The sequence below is a fragment of the Arthrobacter globiformis genome, from assembly GCF_030817195.1.
In the GTDB taxonomy this organism is placed as follows: Bacteria; Actinomycetota; Actinomycetes; order Actinomycetales; family Micrococcaceae; genus Arthrobacter; species Arthrobacter globiformis_D.
Window position 1 is genome coordinate 35,931 of sequence record NZ_JAUSYZ010000002.1, and the last position, 15,518, is coordinate 51,448.

13 protein-coding genes and 1 pseudogene are annotated in these 15,518 nt (G+C 62.5%); 6 read left to right on the forward strand and 8 right to left on the reverse strand.

Annotated features, from left to right (window positions below; all coding sequences use genetic code 11):
• Window positions 1-108 precede the first annotated feature (108 nt).
• Window positions 109-390, forward strand: coding sequence for a hypothetical protein (locus QF036_RS24000; RefSeq protein WP_307106140.1), 282 nt, complete (start codon window positions 109-111; stop codon window positions 388-390).
• Window positions 391-1,051: 661 nt separating this feature from the next.
• Here QF036_RS24000 and QF036_RS24005 read toward each other — a convergent pair.
• The 6 genes from QF036_RS24005 to QF036_RS24030 all read right to left on the reverse strand — a co-directional run bounded on the left by QF036_RS24005 (window position 1,052) and on the right by QF036_RS24030 (window position 9,387).
• Window positions 1,052-2,227 carry an ATP-binding protein gene (locus tag QF036_RS24005; protein ID WP_307106141.1) on the reverse strand — a complete coding sequence of 392 codons (1,176 nt, stop codon included), beginning with the start codon at window positions 2,225-2,227 and terminating at the stop codon, window positions 1,052-1,054.
• Between the two features lie 486 nt (window positions 2,228-2,713).
• Window positions 2,714-2,947, reverse strand: coding sequence for a hypothetical protein (locus QF036_RS24010; RefSeq protein ID WP_307106143.1), 234 nt, complete (start codon window positions 2,945-2,947; stop codon window positions 2,714-2,716).
• Window positions 2,944-5,427, reverse strand: coding sequence for a beta-glucosidase family protein (locus QF036_RS24015; protein ID WP_307106145.1), 2,484 nt, complete (start codon window positions 5,425-5,427; stop codon window positions 2,944-2,946). The genes QF036_RS24010 and QF036_RS24015 overlap by 4 nt, the downstream gene beginning before the upstream one ends.
• A 53-nt stretch (window positions 5,428-5,480) precedes the next feature.
• Window positions 5,481-6,854: an MFS transporter gene (locus QF036_RS24020; RefSeq protein WP_307106147.1), complete on the reverse strand. Its 1,374-nt coding sequence runs from the start codon at window positions 6,852-6,854 to the stop codon at window positions 5,481-5,483.
• A gap of 47 nt (window positions 6,855-6,901) precedes the next feature.
• Complete coding sequence (locus tag QF036_RS24025; protein WP_307106148.1) at window positions 6,902-8,671, reverse strand: sulfatase; 1,770 nt, start codon at window positions 8,669-8,671, stop codon at window positions 6,902-6,904.
• Window positions 8,672-8,772: 101 nt separating this feature from the next.
• Window positions 8,773-9,387 carry a PadR family transcriptional regulator gene (locus QF036_RS24030; RefSeq protein ID WP_307106150.1) on the reverse strand — a complete coding sequence of 205 codons (615 nt, stop codon included), beginning with the start codon at window positions 9,385-9,387 and terminating at the stop codon, window positions 8,773-8,775.
• A 165-nt stretch (window positions 9,388-9,552) separates the two neighbouring features.
• Between QF036_RS24030 and QF036_RS24035 the strand changes: the two genes are divergently transcribed.
• The 4 genes and pseudogenes from QF036_RS24035 to QF036_RS24050 all read left to right on the forward strand — a co-directional run.
• Entirely contained in the window at window positions 9,553-10,536 is a 984-nt protein-coding gene (locus tag QF036_RS24035) for a formylglycine-generating enzyme family protein (protein WP_444875990.1), read from the forward strand.
• A complete protein-coding gene (locus QF036_RS24040; RefSeq protein WP_307106152.1) occupies window positions 10,536-10,901 on the forward strand; it encodes a YidH family protein in 366 nt (121 codons plus the stop codon). The genes QF036_RS24035 and QF036_RS24040 overlap by 1 nt, the downstream gene beginning before the upstream one ends.
• A complete protein-coding gene (locus QF036_RS24045) occupies window positions 10,898-11,233 on the forward strand; it encodes a DUF202 domain-containing protein (protein ID WP_307106154.1) in 336 nt (111 codons plus the stop codon). Before QF036_RS24040 ends, QF036_RS24045 begins: the two co-directional genes overlap by 4 nt.
• A gap of 164 nt (window positions 11,234-11,397) precedes the next feature.
• A pseudogene (locus QF036_RS24050) lies at window positions 11,398-11,961 on the forward strand (recombinase family protein); the annotation flags it as partial.
• A gap of 283 nt (window positions 11,962-12,244) precedes the next feature.
• Here QF036_RS24050 and cspE read toward each other — a convergent pair.
• Together cspE and QF036_RS24060 are read right to left on the reverse strand one after the other, a co-directional pair.
• Complete coding sequence (gene cspE, locus QF036_RS24055) at window positions 12,245-12,448, reverse strand: transcription antiterminator/RNA stability regulator CspE (RefSeq protein ID WP_104046164.1); 204 nt, start codon at window positions 12,446-12,448, stop codon at window positions 12,245-12,247.
• Between the two features lie 331 nt (window positions 12,449-12,779).
• Window positions 12,780-13,850 (reverse strand): IS110 family transposase, encoded by a 1,071-nt coding sequence (locus QF036_RS24060; RefSeq protein WP_307106156.1) that lies wholly within the window; start codon window positions 13,848-13,850, stop codon window positions 12,780-12,782.
• Window positions 13,851-14,532: 682 nt separating this feature from the next.
• Here QF036_RS24060 and QF036_RS24065 point away from each other — a divergent pair.
• Complete coding sequence (locus QF036_RS24065) at window positions 14,533-14,685, forward strand: hypothetical protein (protein ID WP_307106158.1); 153 nt, start codon at window positions 14,533-14,535, stop codon at window positions 14,683-14,685.
• Window positions 14,686-15,518: the final 833 nt, after the last annotated feature.

A 15,518-nucleotide genomic window follows, 5' to 3' on the forward strand; every position in this document is an offset into this window, starting at 1 on the left:
CACTCCTCCGCTCCTCACCAGTCCGAGCATCCGAAGGAAATCAGCTTGCAGGGGATGTTATGACTGGTTCGCTGAAGCTCAATCGAACGTTTCCAGAAGGGATTGAGCATGAAGCCGGTAGGCAAGGGAGCACGCTTGGACCTGAACGTGCTCGGGGAACTCCATAAACTGACGCCATTCCTGCTTTTCTGCGGTGTCTACGCCAAGCAGATGTACCCCGGCAAGAAAACAACGGCCAAACGAATCGCACAGTTCAAAAAGGACCATCCGTTTGCCTTCAAAGTCCTCTGGGCATTGGATTTGCTGGTTCAAATAGCCGCTGTAGCGTCGGTTATGGGGACTGTTGGTCTAGTGGTAGTCAGGGCACTGCTCAACCTCACGATGACCTAGCTCATGCAAGCAGCATTCCACCTCGGCGGAAGAACAAGTGTGCACTTTGAGGGCTTGAAACACACCCCAAGCCACTACAACAGTCTGGTGCTTCATTAACGGCTGCGGCCTGGCATTCCTGGCAGCCTTGATTGCGGCTGTGGGGGCTGGGCAGGGCAGACCCGAAGATGCTGAACCCGGACAACATTTCCCTGTAGTTCGTGAAGAGGCATCGAGTTCCCAATGGCGTTGCGTTTCTCCAACTCCGCGGCGGTGTCGTAACGGTAGTAGCCGACCAGCTCACGGACACGCGCCCAGTTCTTCTGTTCCACATGGGCGCATCGTTTTTGTCCCCCGGCCTGGAACGGGTGAAGGTGATTGCCGGGCATGGCAGTACTCCAGCAGGTAGTCGTTGATGAAGTCGGATCCGCTGTCTGAGGATCCCAAGGATCGAAATGGGAAGCGGCCAGGGCGTACTGCAGGGCTGCGAACACCCATTTCTGGGCGTTGTCGGGACCGACCGGTACCGTCCATCCGGGCGCGATATCAGTCAGATGCACCTACAATCCAACCTGACGTCAGGCTGCCATAAGCCTTGCGGACAAACCAAGGGTCGTTCCTTCAGGTCGGTGGATTTTTATCACAGATCGGTTCGTCACGCTCTGGTGTCGGTACGTTCTGGTCAATCTTTCTGCCTGCTGATGAATGCGCCCATACCGGGAACGGTAAATTGCACGTGCCCGTGCTCCGGGGCGAAGATGATGCCTTTTTCGATGAGGCGGGCACGTTGGCTGGTAAGGGAACTGTGGTCCTTTCCGAGCCGTTCGCCTAGGTCAGCTGTGGTTGACGGGCCTTCACCGTCCTGGCTCATCGCGCGCAGGTAGTTCCTTTCGGCGCGTGTTGCCCGTTGCCACCGGGCGACGAAGAATCCATGGTCCAGGTCTGCTGTTCCGAGCTCGACGGCAAGGCGGGCGTCCCCGACAGTGATCTCTTTTTCGGAGGCTGCTTCCCAAAGCGTGCGCCCATATGCCTGCAGGAAGTAGGCGTAGCCCCCGGCCGCGTCGAGGACGGTGTCGAGGGCCTGCCCGCGAAGCACTCCCCCGAGCCGGCCGATCGGAACGGTGAGTGCTTCTGCTGCCGCGTCGGGAGCGAGTTTGCCAATCATGCGGTAGTGGAACAGCCGTTCGGCGTAGGAGCGGCTTTCGCTGAGTCGGCCCGGCAGCGAAGGCAGTCCTCCTCCGATGATGTAAAAGGGCCAGCCGCGTTGACCGGCGGCGTGCTGAACGGTCAACAGAGCACCGAGCAACTCGGTGTCGAGGTCCTGCATCTCATCGATTACCAGGGCGAACCCGGCCCTGGCCTTCCTCATGGACAGGGAGACGTCCTCGATCATTTCCTCCAAGTCGATGTCAAGGTCGCGGGAGTCCGCGCGGCCGGCCGAAAACTTCAGGTCGGCAGTGAGTCCTTGGAGCCCCAGTGAGACCGAGATGTTCGAGATGCTTCCCAGGCCTTGGCTGCGAAGATGCGACCACGCGGGGGTTTGCCGGAGTCGCCGGGCTCCGAGCTGGAGCTCTCGGGCAAGCTTCTTGCGGACGGCTTCAGGGCCGCCTTCTCCGGGCTGGGCTTCAAACTGGACGACGAGCCATCCGTTGCGTCGGGCCATCTCCGAGAACTCGTTCAACAACACGGTTTTGCCCACTCCCCTAAGCCCCGTCAGGAGAATGCCCCGGTCACCGGCAGCGTTGGCCTTGGCCCGGGCCACGAGAAGGTCGAAGGTATCAATTTCGGATTGCCTGCCGACAAGGGCGGGAGGCTTGACGCCGGACCCGGGCGCGAATGGGTTTAGGGCTGGTTCCATGGCTCCATAGTAGCCAAAGAATTGCGCAGCATCTCAAAACTTGAAATTATCTAGGATTATTTGGCCTTCTTGTTTGGAGCAGGTTGCTCTGCCCCTCACTTAGTCAGGAGCAGCGTTAAGCATGCACGCACCCAGCAACTTGACGAAATCGTGGTTATCGGCGCTAAAAATGGCCGGGGAGCAGCCGTTTCAGCATGGGGCAGTCTGAGCCGAGGAAGGATTCCACTGGTGCAGGGCGGGAACAGTTTGTTTAGTTGGAATCCCGCCGCTGCGCGGTAAAGGGCAGCGGCGGGACTTTTAGGCGTGGCCCACCCCGCACATCAAGAATTGGCCGGGATTCCGTAAACCGCGCACTGCTACACGGTCGACCCTCTATGCGCTATATCCTCACGATTGGAGCAAGGCCAGCTGTGATTCGGCCGGTCACGCCGCTCCGGGCCCGTCCTGCCGTTCTGCGGTGTGCTGAGGTGCGCAGCAGTTACATCTTCAGGCCAAGTCCTGTTGGTGTTGTTCGCGGATGAGGCCGAAGGGTACGGCTGGGTGGGCCCTGACGATGTACCGGCCGGGGCCTGTTCTGGTGACCATGATGCCGGTTTGATGGCGGGTAGCGGCGTTTCGAACTGTTCCGATGGCCCCGTCGAGTGCTGCGTCGACCTCGGCGTGGCTACCTACCCTGACTTCGATCATGCCGGGTGTGCTGTTGTGGTCCCTCTCGGTCATGGCGCAAGCACTACGGTGGTATTGGATTGCAGGTCCTTTACTGAGAACCCAGTGAGGAGTTCGTATTTGCCCGCCTCATAGCTCCAGCCGTTGTCCCAGTACGCCAGAAGACGGCTGGGGACTTCGACAGTCTTGGTGACGGTTTCGCCGGGTTGGGCCCAGACTGGGGTGGAGGCGACGAGCCACCGGACCGGCCGGTCGACGGCTGAGTCTGTCTTCTCGGCGTAGACCTGCACCACGTGCTTGCCGGACCGTTCGCCGGTGTTGGTGAGGGTGACGGTCACGGGGACGACGTCCCCGGGTGCAGCCGGCTCGGTGGGTCCGTTGACCGTGTCGAGTTTCCAGGTGGTGTAGCCCAGGCCGTAGCCGAATTCGTAGGCGGGTGTGGCTCCGGTTTTGAGCCAGGCGCGGTAGCCGATGTGGATTCCTTCGTCGTAGCGGAGTTTGCCGTTGGCGTCGGGGGTGGTGTTGATGACCGGGACGGTGCCTTGAGTGGCGGGCCAGGTGGTGGGCAGGCGTCCGCCCGGTTCGGCGGTGCCGGTGAGGATGTCGGTGAGGGCGTTGCCGAATTCCTGGCCGCCGAAGTAGCCGATCAGGATCGCGGCGACCTCGTGCCGCCACGGCATGATGACGGGTGAGCCGGCGTTGACGATCACGACTGTGCGGGGGTTCGCGGCTGCGACCGCGTGCACCAGGCGGTCCTGCATGCCGGGCAGGTCCAGGGTGGTGCGGTCGTAGCCTTCGGATTCCACGCGGGAGTTCGTCCCGACCACGACGACGGCGACATCGGCTTCCTGCGCGGCGTTGGCGGCCTCGATGATCAGTTGTTCAGGGTCCACATCTGCGGGCTCGGTGCCGAGGGTGATGCTGAGGGCGTTGTCCAGGGGCCCGGTGCGGTTGGAGGTGTCCAGTTCCACCCGGACGTCCAGCGGAACACCTGCACGCACAGGGATCTCCACGGTTGAGGAGGGTGGGGCGAGGAACGATTCGGCGATGTCCTTGCCGTCCACCTTGATGTTCCCCTCGTGGACAAGAACGTCGTTGACATAGAGCTTGGTCTGGCCGACGGTGGCCGCCCCGAGGCGGACCGCCCCGGTTTCGTCCGGGGTGTAGATGGTGTGTAGCCGGACGGCTGAGGATTCCCTGACGGGGGCGTCTCCGCCGAACCAGACCAGCGCGGTGGAGCGGCGGTCCTCAACGAACAATTCGTCCCCTGCGGCGTCCAGGAAGCTCACGCGCAGCCCGGGTTGGCCGGTGGCCGGGTTCGTCAACTGGTCCAGGGGCAGTTCGGCGACGCCTTCCTGCACTATCGCGCCAATGCTGTAGGTGACGTTGTTGTCACCGAACGCGGCGCGGATACCGTCCAGGGGTGAGACGACCTTCTCCGGCAAAACCGTGGCCGAGCCGCCGCCCTGTGTCCTGGCGTGCTTGGCGTTGTGCCCGATCACCGCCACGACGCCGGTCGCGGCGCGGTCCAGCGGCAGCAGGCTGTCGTTCTTCACCATCACGGTCCCGGCGGCGGAGGCCTCCCTGGTGAACGCGACCAGGTCTTCCCGGTCAGCTGGTTCTGCCTGGACGGGTTCGAACCCTTCCAGCGCGCCGACACGGGCGGCGAGCTGCAGGATCCGCAGCACCTTCCGGTCAACACTGGCTTCCGGAATCTCCCCTGCCCGGACGGCGGTTACGAGGGCCTCACCCCAGGGCCCGTCAGGGCCGGGCATGACCAGATCCTGCCAAGCACGCGCGGACTCAACATTGCGCACGGCGGTCCAGTCGCTGATGACCACCCCGTTGAAGCCCCATTCGCTGTTCAGTGGGGTCTCCAGAAGGTCGTTCTCGGTCGCGGTGGTGCCGTTGATGGAGTTGTAGGAGCTCATCACCAGCCAAGCCCGGGACTCCACGATGGCTTTCTCGAACGCCAGCAGGTACAGCTCCCGCAGGGGGCGTTCGTCCACCTGGACGTCGACGGTGAAGCGGTCGGTTTCTGAATCGTTGGCGACATAGTGTTTGGGCGTGGCGCCGACGCCGTTGCGCTGCACCCCATTTACGTATGCGGCCGCCAACTCTCCGGTGAGAACCGGGTCCTCGCTGAACGCTTCGAAATGACGGCCACCCAGAGGGGACCGGTGCAGGTTAATTGTCGGGCCAAGAACCACATCGACGCCCTTGCGCCGGGCTTCCACCGCTGACGCGGCACCAAGGCGGTCGGCCATGGCAGGATCCCATGTAGAGCTGATCGCCGTGGCGGACGGGAAATTCACCGAGGGCTGCCGCTCATCCCATGCCTCACCCCGCACACCCGTCGGACCATCCGAGACCAGGATCCGGCGCAGGCCGATCTTCTCCATCGGCCAGGTGTTCCAGAAGTCGCGGCCGGTCAGCAGCTGGACCTTTTCTTCAAGGGTCAGTTGGGCCTGGAGGGCACGGAGGCGGTCGTCGGTGGTTTTTTCTTGGGTTTGGTGTGCGGTGAGCGTTTCCATGGGCTGGTTATGCTTCCTGTGTTTGTGGCGGGAGGGTGCGGTGTGGGTGCAGGTTAGCCGTGCTGGAGGGCTTCCTGGCGGCGGGTTTCGAGGATGTCACGTACCTTGGCGACGTCCCGGGGGTAGCAGAAATAGAGTGCTGTCAGAACCAGCGCGTTGATGAGCATGAGGATCACGAGGGTCCAGAGGAACACGGTCTGAATTCCGAGGGATGCGGCCAGGGCGCCGGCGCCGAGGGAGAAGACTGCCCAGCCGATGGTTTCGAAGACGGTGAGGAAGATGGCGAATGCCTGGTTGCGCAATTCGGGCAGGACGACGGCGGCAACGATGGGGCGGTTCGCTGGCGGGTTGGCGCCTTGCGCGAAGCCCATCAGTGCCCAGAAGATGCCGTAGATGCCGATGTTGTCGTAGTTGAACTGGGTGGCGAAGAATGCGACGGCGGCGAAGAGTACCTGGGCGCCCTGCAGGTAGGCGATCCTGCCGCGGTCGGGCAGGACTCGGTCGAGGAGCGCCGTGAGCCAGCCGCCACCCGCGGTGCCGGCGAAATAGCCCAGCCCAAAGGGCAGGAGCACAATGGCCGCTACGGCGTTGGTGAAGTGGCGTTCGGCGACGAGGAATTGGATACCGAAGATCACGATGAGGAGGTGGCCGGACAGCAGGCGGGAGAGCATCATGACCGAGAAGCTCGGGATGCGGAACAGCGAGAGGACTGAGCCGACGGTTACCTTCGGTGCCAGGGCTTCACGTCCTGTCAGGTCCGCAAGCTGCTTTTCGGACGCGCCGACGCCGGGGTCCTTGAGGAAGAACAAGACGAGCAAACCTGCGGCGATGCAGATGGCGCCGATGGCCCACATGCCGTAGCGCCACCCGTCGGACAGTCCTGTGAAGAGCGCGATCAGGGGGCCGATGAACGAGCTGATAAGGCTGATGAAGCCGTAGAAGTAACCTGCGGCCCTGCCTCGTTGGCTGTCGTCGAAGGAGTCGGCGATGATGGCGTTCGCGATCGGGCTGCCGCCGATGATGGCTGCGGACATCAGGGTGTTGAAGATCAGCAGCTGAACGAAGTCCTGCGAGAAGCCGGCGGCAATGCCGAAGGCACCGCCGACAAAGGTTGTGGCTACCAGGGCCTTGCGGCGTCCGATTTTGCTTGCCAGCCAGGCCCAGGCGGGACCGGCGGGTACAGCGACGAGTTTGCCAAGGGCCGCCAACAGGCCAAGGTGGCTGCTTTGCAGTTTCAGCGCGGCGGCGATGGTGGGGAACAGCGTGGTGCTAAGACCGGCTTCGGTGTTGTCCACGACGGTAACGCCGGTGAGAACGGCGAGGTTGCGCCAGCGGTGCGGGACGTGGCTGGCTTGGGCTAAGCCTTCCACCTGGGTGGCGGCGGCCGTGTTTTGGGCAGGTGTTGCGGGTACGCGGTGAGTGCTCATTGAAGGAATCCTGTCTTCGTTGCCAGGGGACTGGATGGGTGGTTGGGTCAGGCGGTGGGAACGGCAGTGAGTGCTTCGGCAATAGGACCGAGGACGGCCGCCGGGACAGCTGCGACCGCGGCGAGTTGATGAAGGGTGAGCTGCGCCGGGAGGTTGACGAGCTCGGTGCTGACCAGATCGGGCAGGTGCCTTACCAGCACCTCACGCGCCTTGGGATCCTGGAGGAGTTCCAGGACCGGGACTGTCAGCGCCGCTCCGCCGCCGGGGAGGGATTCCAAAGCGGGCAGCGGTTCCAAAGCTAGGCGGGCGCGGTCGGCCTGATTCCGGACTAGCAGGTGCTCTTCGCCAGGTTCCCGCACGGCTGGAAGTCCGAGGCGTTCGAACTGGCTTGCAGGAGCGTCGCTGTCATGCATGAGCTTCACGAGCAGCCGCAGCATTCGCAGTTCCGTCTCATCGTCCGTCAGCGGCGTTTTCTGCTGCGGGTCGCTTTCGAGGTCGAAAAGGAGCGTTCCGTGGGTCCAGGGGTTCATGAAGGACCTGGTTTGCACACACATGGTGCGCAGGCCCTTTGTGAATCCGAACGGTTCGGCAGGTTGCCACCCGGTAAGTTCCGGCACGGCAAAGCGGCTGCGCATGTGGGTGGGCATGAGTGTGTAATCCTCAAGCGGGCCGTTGGAGGGATCCGCTGCCGCACGCATGTAGACATACCGGCCGTCGGTGACGTTGACATGGCCGCCATGGATCCCGAAGAGTGCACCGTCCCGGACTTCTGCGGACTCATCTTCGACGACGAGGGCGAGGTCCTGGCCCTGCATATCCGCGGTGGGTTCGAGGCCAAAGTAACGCAGCATGGTGGGGGCGATGTCGATGGTCTGAGCCAAGGCCCCGCACCGGGTGTCCCGGCCCCCGGTGCGGGGATCCCACAGGAACATCGGCAGGTGGACGAGTTCGTTGAACCAGGGCTGCACAGACTTGGCCCACCACCCGTGCTCACCGAGCAGGAAACCGTGATCGGTGTTGACCAGCAGGAGGGTGTCCTCCCAGAGGTTGTGCTTGTCCATCGCGTCGAGGACCCTCCCCAGCGACTTGTCGCACATGGACACCAGGGCTGCGTACTCGTAGCGGGCGTGCTCCACCTGGTCCTGGGATTCGCTGACCTTTTGATAGCCGGGCCAGTCGAACTCCGGTCCGTCGTACTGGTGCGGGTACATCGCCTTGTAAGCGTCGTGGGTGAAGAACGGTTCGTGCGGGTCGAACAACTCAATCTGGAGCATCCACTTGTCCGCGTCCTTGTTGACATCGAGAAAGTGAAGGCCGGCGTCGACCGTTTTGGTCTGTGAATGCTCTTCTTCAGTGGCCATGTAGGAACGGTTGATCACGTCCTGCCGCTTCATCTGCGACCGCCAGTCATGACCCTCTCCTACCGGCTCTACCACGCCCTTCCAGGGATCGCCTTCCTGGCCCCGGAAGAATTCCCACGTGGTGTAGCGGGGATGGTAGGTGGCTCCGCCGTCCTCCCAGTAGTGCGGGTGGTCGGAAACCAGGTGCGTGTGGACGCCGGCCTGCTTCAGGAGTTCCGGCATGGAGTCGTCAAACGGCTCAAGCGGTCCCCAGGAGCGGTGCAGGAAGTTGTACCTGCCTGTGTGCATCTCCCGCCGCGCGGGCATGCACGGCATGGATCCGGCATAGAAGTTGTCGAAGGTCGTCGCCTTAGCGGCGAGCCGGGCGAAGTTGGGTGCGTGGACGATGGTGTCGGCGGCGTAGGGGGAAAGCATATGCCGGTTAAGGCTGTCGAACATCAGGATGATGGCCCGCATGGGGAATCCTTTCAAAGACAAAAGTCAGGTGCGTAGAGGCGGACGAACAACCCGCGTCGAGTTCAGGGAACCGTACGACCGGAGAAGACCCGGGCGTGCTGTCAGCGGGGTTCTGCGGGGAGTTCATCCCCGGGCAGTGCGGTCAGCGAGCGGGAAGACAGCTTCCCGTCGAGCAGGTCGCGGCGGAGGTCAATCATGGCGGCAACGTGGGCGTCGATGGCTGCAGCTCCCATCAGGTGCATGCGCTCCCCGACCGAGTCGGCCAGTTCAGAGTCAAACGGGACAGTTGGCGCCCAAACCTGCCTCCGGTCCCGGTTGCGGTACCGGGCAATTTCAGTCTGGCGGGTTTCAATTTCGGTATCGAGAATTCGCAGCAACTGTTCGGCGCTCATGAACCCACAGAACGTCAACCGCACGCCCAGCTCGGGATCCTGGAACCGCGACGGCGGCTGGTACGGTCCTGTCAGCCAGTCGAGGAAGACCGTGGCCCCCTCCTGCGTCACGCGGTAAGTTTTTGCGTCTTGAGCACCCGGGCGGGGATCGAGCTCATGCGTCACCCAGCCCTGCTTTTCCATGCTGTTCAACGAACGGTACACCTGGCTCATTTGCGTGTTGGAGCGCAAAAAGCGGCCGTGCGTATCGAGGTACTTTTTGAGATCGTAGCCGGTGCTGGGGTGCTCAAGAAGCACTCCAAGGAGGATGCTCTCCATCTTCATTGATGCCTCCGAAAGGTCTTCGTGTCGTGATGGGAATCACCTTGTCCTTCAAAAGGATGACACAAGTAGAATACTGCGTCAATAGCACTTGTGGAATGGTTATATCTGTCCGATAGTGGATGGAGGATCCAAAGGAGCTCCTAACCCGCTCTCTCGAGGAGGACCATGGACTGCCACAAGCAGGAAGCCAGCGCCGGCTGCTGCATGCCCGACAACGGAGCAAGCGCTGGCACATCGGTGCCGCATGCAAAACGAGTAGTAGTATCGCCTGATACGGCTCCCGCCTCACTGGCGGCACCTGTACACCCCGACGTGCCGCTCCCGGCAGGTTCATTTCTCATGGGCGACGCATTCGAAGAAGGTTATCGAAGTGACGGGGAAGGCCCTGTCCACGAGGTGAAACTGGACGCATTCAACATCGATGCGACGACGGTGACGAACCGGATGTTTGCCGCCTTTGCGGAGGCGACCGGGTACCGTACGGAGGCGGAGCAGTACGGGAGCTCGGCCGTCTTCCACCTCCTCGTCGCCGCTACCGACGGGGACGTCCTCGGGCGCGCGGCCGGAGCACCATGGTGGCTGAACGTCCGCGGTGCCGACTGGGCACACCCCGCAGGCCGGTGCTCGGACTGGAACAGCATCCCTGAACACCCGGTGGTGCACGTGTCCTGGCACGATGCACTGGCCTACTGCCAGTGGGCCGGCCGACGGTTGCCTACCGAGGCCGAATGGGAATATGCCGCACGCGGAGGCCTGAAGGGAAAGCGCTACGCATGGGGCGACGAACTCACTCCCGACGGTGAGCATCGCTGCAACAAATGGCAGGGCACCTTCCCCACCACGAACACCCAGGACGACGGCTTCCTCGGGACCGCACCCGTAAAATCTTTCCCCGCCAACGGCTACGGCCTCTACGAAGCCGCCGGGAACGTCTGGGAGTGGTGCAACGACTGGTTCTTCCCCAACTACTACCGCAGCTCCCCCAAAGAGAACCCCCAAGGCCCCACAAGCGGCGCCGGGCGCGTCATGCGCGGCGGTTCCTACCTGTGCCACGAGTCCTACTGCAACCGCTACCGCGTCGCCGCCAGGACCTCCAACACGCCCGAATCCTCCAGCGGAAACTGCGGCTTCCGGACGGTGGCACTCTGATGGTCAAGCTCAAAGAACCTCAATGGCGGCGCGACGGCGAAATGCCTGATTACCGATTCTCGCTCGCCAACGAGCGGACCTTTCTGGCCTGGATTCGCACCGCGATGGCGATCCTCGCCGGCGCAATCGCCGTCGACCAACTGACCCCACAAATCGCCCCGTCCCCGGTCCGGATCTTCCTGTGCCTCGTGCTCGCAGTCGTCGGCTCAACCCTGGCCCTGGAAGCCTACCGGCGCTGGTCCCTGCAGGAACAAGCCATGCGCCAAAAACAGGAACTCCCCCACGCCTGGCTCCTGATGGCCATGACCGTCGTCGTCGCCCTTGCCGGTGCCATCGTCGCTATCCTCATCCTCCTCGTCCGGTGACAACCAGGGACCCTGGCCTGCAGCCAGAACGGACGGCACTCGCATGGAGGCGCACCTTCCTGGCGATGATCGTCTCCGACTTCTTCATCTGGCGCGCCTGGGCAACGTCCCTCACCCACCATGGCGGCAATATCCAAGGCTCCTCCCTCGGCCTCGGAATCGCAGCCGCCGTTGCTGCCTCCGCCACCGCTGTCCTCGGCGTCTGCCTTCTGCGACGGAATGCCAACCTCCGCGATAAAAAAGCACCCGAAACGCTACTCCTGCGCACCGCAACGACAGCCATCATCGCCATAGGTGCCGCAACTATCACTTCAATTCTCTTGGGAGGCTAAGACCAGCCCGACAGGCAGCCACGGCAGTGGCCGAACGGCAATCGAATCGGTGGCTGCCCGAATCAGCTACACCGCACTCTGACATCAAACGATCCAAGTATCTTGACCTGCCCCAAGAAAGGCCATAGAACTCAATCTGACAGGTTGAGGGTTTGGAGGCTCAGGTGGCTGGACAGCGGATCGGATACGTGCGCGTCAGCACGCTGGACCAGAACGAGAAACGCCAGCTCGACGGCCAGGTTCTGGACCGGGTCTTCACGGACAAAGCCTCGGGCAGGGACACGTCCAGACCGGAGCTTACTGAGCTGCTGCGCTTCGCCCGTCACGGGGACACCGTCGTCGTGCACAGCATGGACCGGCTCGCCCGCAACCTCGATGACCTGCGCGCCCTCGTCCAGGGCCTCACACGCAAAGGAGTCCGGGTCGAGTTCGTCAAAGAAAGTCTGGTCTTCACCGGGGAGGACTCCCCCATGGCCAACCTCATGCTCTCCGTCATGGGGGCCTTCGCCGAATTCGAACGCTCCCTGATCAGGGAGCGGCAGCGGGAAGGCATCGCCCTGGCCCAGCAGCGCGGCGCCTACAAAGGGCGGAAAAAGACCCTCACACCGGAACAGGCCGCCGAGCTCGTCCAGCGGGCAGCAAATGGAATCCCCAAATCCGTCCTCGCCAGCGACTACGGCATCAGCCGGGAAACGGTCTACCAGTACCTCCGCCAAGCCCAAGCCAAGCCAAGCCCTATTGAACCTTGTAGAGGATTTCGCTGTCCTGTGCTATTCCGCCGAGGCAGGCACGGAGTCCGAATTCACGAAGTAGGGACGACAGTGGTTCTGGATGCGCCGGCTATGGGTGCCAGACCCGCTGCTGCTGTTATGGAATTGTTGGACATTCAGAACGGTTGCCTTTTGGCTGGCGGGCCTCCGTTGTGGTCGTGCCGCGATGCGTGCGGCAACGGGGCTGGGTGAAAACAGAGAAGCTGGCCGGTTTGCAGCCGGCCAGCTTCCTGAGAACCACTTAGAGCGGCTGGATGTTCTCCGCCTGCGGACCCTTAGGGCCCTGGGTGACGTCGAACTGAACCTTCTGGTTCTCGTCCAGGGAGCGGTAACCGCTGGATGCGATTGCTGAAAAGTGTGCGAACACGTCAGCGCTTCCGTCGTCGGGGGCAATGAATCCGAAGCCCTTTTCGGCGTTGAACCACTTGACCGTACCTGTTGCCATGCTTTTTTCCTTCACGGCTCGCGGGCCGGATCCGCTTGTCGGATTGCCGTCCCCGCCACTCACATGTTGAGCCTATGTGTCAGTGCCGGCGCGGGCAACAGATTGGTCAAAAGCGGAACCTGGATAAAGCGGTCTGCCCCACTGCCCACGGCGTAGTCGACCGCTCCACGCGAGCCGCTGGGATCCAGTCCTGCCAACCGCGATCCCAGCCTCGGATTCTTCCACGCAACCTGCCCCTTCAGGCCTCGCTGCCTCACGGGAAAGACGGCGTGACCTCCCCCGCCGCGGACAATAGCTCGACGAAAGGCGGTTATCGACTCTTCTATGGTTGTCAACGCAGTAATGGCTGGGGACTGTTGGCATTGAGTGTGCGGTAGATCCTTCGGGCGAGGTAGCGTTTCACACACCGGCGGATCTCCTTCTTGGTTCGCCCTTCTGCTTGCCGTTTTGCTACGTATTCGATGGTCTCTGGATCGAAGGCCATCCGGGTAACAGCAACCAGGTGAAGGGCTTTATTCAGGGTCCTGTCGCCGCCGCGGTTGAGCCTGTGACGGACGGTATTTCCAGATGAAGCGGGAATGGGGTTGACCCCGGCGAGGGAGGCGAAGGCGGCCTCGGAATGAACCCGGCCCTGATGAGACCAGGCGGTAAGGCATATGGCTGCCGTGACTGGTCCGAAGCCGGATTCCTGCAGCAGCGGCGCGGCTTCGCTTACCTCGACCAGTTCGGTGATCCGGGAGCCGTTTGCTTTGATCTCAGCGTCAAGGTCGCCGATGCGCTTGGCCAGTCTGACGGCTTCGGAGCGGGCCACCGACACCGCAAGAGGTTCTTCACGGACCCGCCACCGGGACACCTCCAGTATCTGGCTTCCGGTCAACGACTCGCGCGCATCGAAGCCCAAATCATTGATCCGGAGCAGTGCGGTCAACGCGTTCACGGTCCTGGTCCGGTCCGTGGTCATCGAATGACGCGCACTGACCAGGACCCGCAACGCCGCCCGGACCCCTTCGTTCAGCCGTGGCCGGCGCAACTTATCCTCTTCCAAGGAAAGTACGGCAGAAGCGATCCGGTGCGCGTCCAACGGATCCGACTTACCTACCCCACGACGCGGCAGGGCGTCCATGCGCGTGGCTTCGGCAACCTGGTAGCCGGCAGCTGCGACAGCGCCGGCCAGCACGGCACCATAAGAAGCGGCGCCCTCAATCACCCATAGAGTGGCCAGATCGGCTTCGGTGCGACGGGCAACCCAGGCAATGGCGCGGTTGATCCCGGCGCCCGTCGCTGGGAAATCCCGGTTGTCGATCCGTTCGCCGTTTGCCGCGGCGATGATGGCGAAGACGTGCTTCCGGGCGTGGGTGTCGACACCCACGACAAACGGGTGGGAATGCACAACGATAGTCATAGCGGTTCTGGCACCTTCCTCATTTCGCGGACATGTCAGGCCGTTACGGGCCGGTACCAGTCCGGGTAGAGGTCACTTCGGAACAGCACTGTGACGAGCCACGCCCCGCGCGGGAGCGGACAATCTTCTGATCAAGTCACCGAGGTGGGCCGGGCAGGTGCCGGCCGCCCACCCAACAGACGGACAAGTCGATAACAGGGCACCCAACGGGGGCCAAGCGTTCAGATGAGTCACAACCGCCGGGTGGAACGGCCTGCACCTACTCTGCCAGCCAGTCCCAGACCAGCCGCCCCAATCCTCACAGGCGTTTAAGTAGGACGAGTAGAAGTAGATGAGAACCCGGCCGTGTGAACCTTGAACCCTGCCTCACGGCAGATGAGCCCGATGGTTGCCATTGGCGTCCGCGTCGTCCTCGACCACTACTGCTGTTCGCGGCTGTGCCAAGGAGTTGGCTCACCGACACCTCCTCCATCAACGGCGTGAATTCACAACACCAAGGCCTTCCATATCTGATCACAAAAGTAATATGATCAGATCCAGGAGGTTACCAAAGGCACCGCAGGCAGCGGGAGTCCGTCGGCCGGGGAAAGCACCCAGGGTCTTCAGAACGAAGTCGGAGCTCAACGGTTCTGACGGTGATGACAGTCCAGAAGCCCAGAAGCCAATTGGGAAAGGAATGACGATGACACGCGAAGAGGCTTTCGCCAAGTGCACACCGGACTCGTACGTCGAGTTCTATGGCGGTCGGTGGCTCGTCGTGCCGTTCGCCCAGGTGGAGCAGCCGCCGTTCTTTGTTTGCGCACCGCAGGCCGTCCGCCGCAGTCGTTACGTGTGAACTGGAAGGCGACTCGAGTAATGTGCCCATGAGGCGGGGAGAGACTCGGGGCTCGGCTGTCTCGACTGAACGTGTCGATTAGACACCCTCCAAGGCCAGTGTTCCGGTCTCAGGCGTGGAGGCATCACAGTGGACTGCGCGGCATGAGGCGTTGGAAGATCCGCCAGGAACTCATCAGTTTGCCGCCGTCGTCGTCATGAATGCGGGATCGTAGTTCTATGCCGACAATCGCGGTACGTTGCGTTTTGGCGCCAGTCGTGCCCGGCGCGAACCTGGTTGCACCAGCCCGTGTGCCCTGAAAATCATTGCGGGCCCCACGGTGGAAGAGGGTTTGGATTCGGCATCCGGGGCGGCTCTCGCGCCTTTTTGCGGTAGGCACCCCGTCAGTCCCAGTCCGGATGGCTGGGTCGACGGGGGTCCGTCCTGCGCAGAATGCCGGTAGACGGCTGAAAGCATTGCCGAAGCTGTGCAGCACAGGAGCCGTAGCGTTCATCACAACATCCACGCATACTGCTTTTCAGCACTCTGGAGAATCTCCTGCAACAACGCGACGGCAATCGCCGGGTAGTGGCCGGACCACGGTAGTCCGTCCGGAGGCAGTGGTACACCTCATCTCGGCGCCGCCGGCATAGAGTCTTGACCTACCTTTGCATTGGGCGCAGCCGACTCCCCTACCACTCTAGGAGCAGGGGAGTCGGCTCGCCGCCGCATCTGCAAGAGCATCAACTCGGCTGGTGTCCCCATCTTTAGGCCGGACGGCGGCTGCCGGCTCAGCTGCCAACCTTGACGCTGAAGATGGCCAAGCGGATTACGATGACCATGCGGTCGGTAGT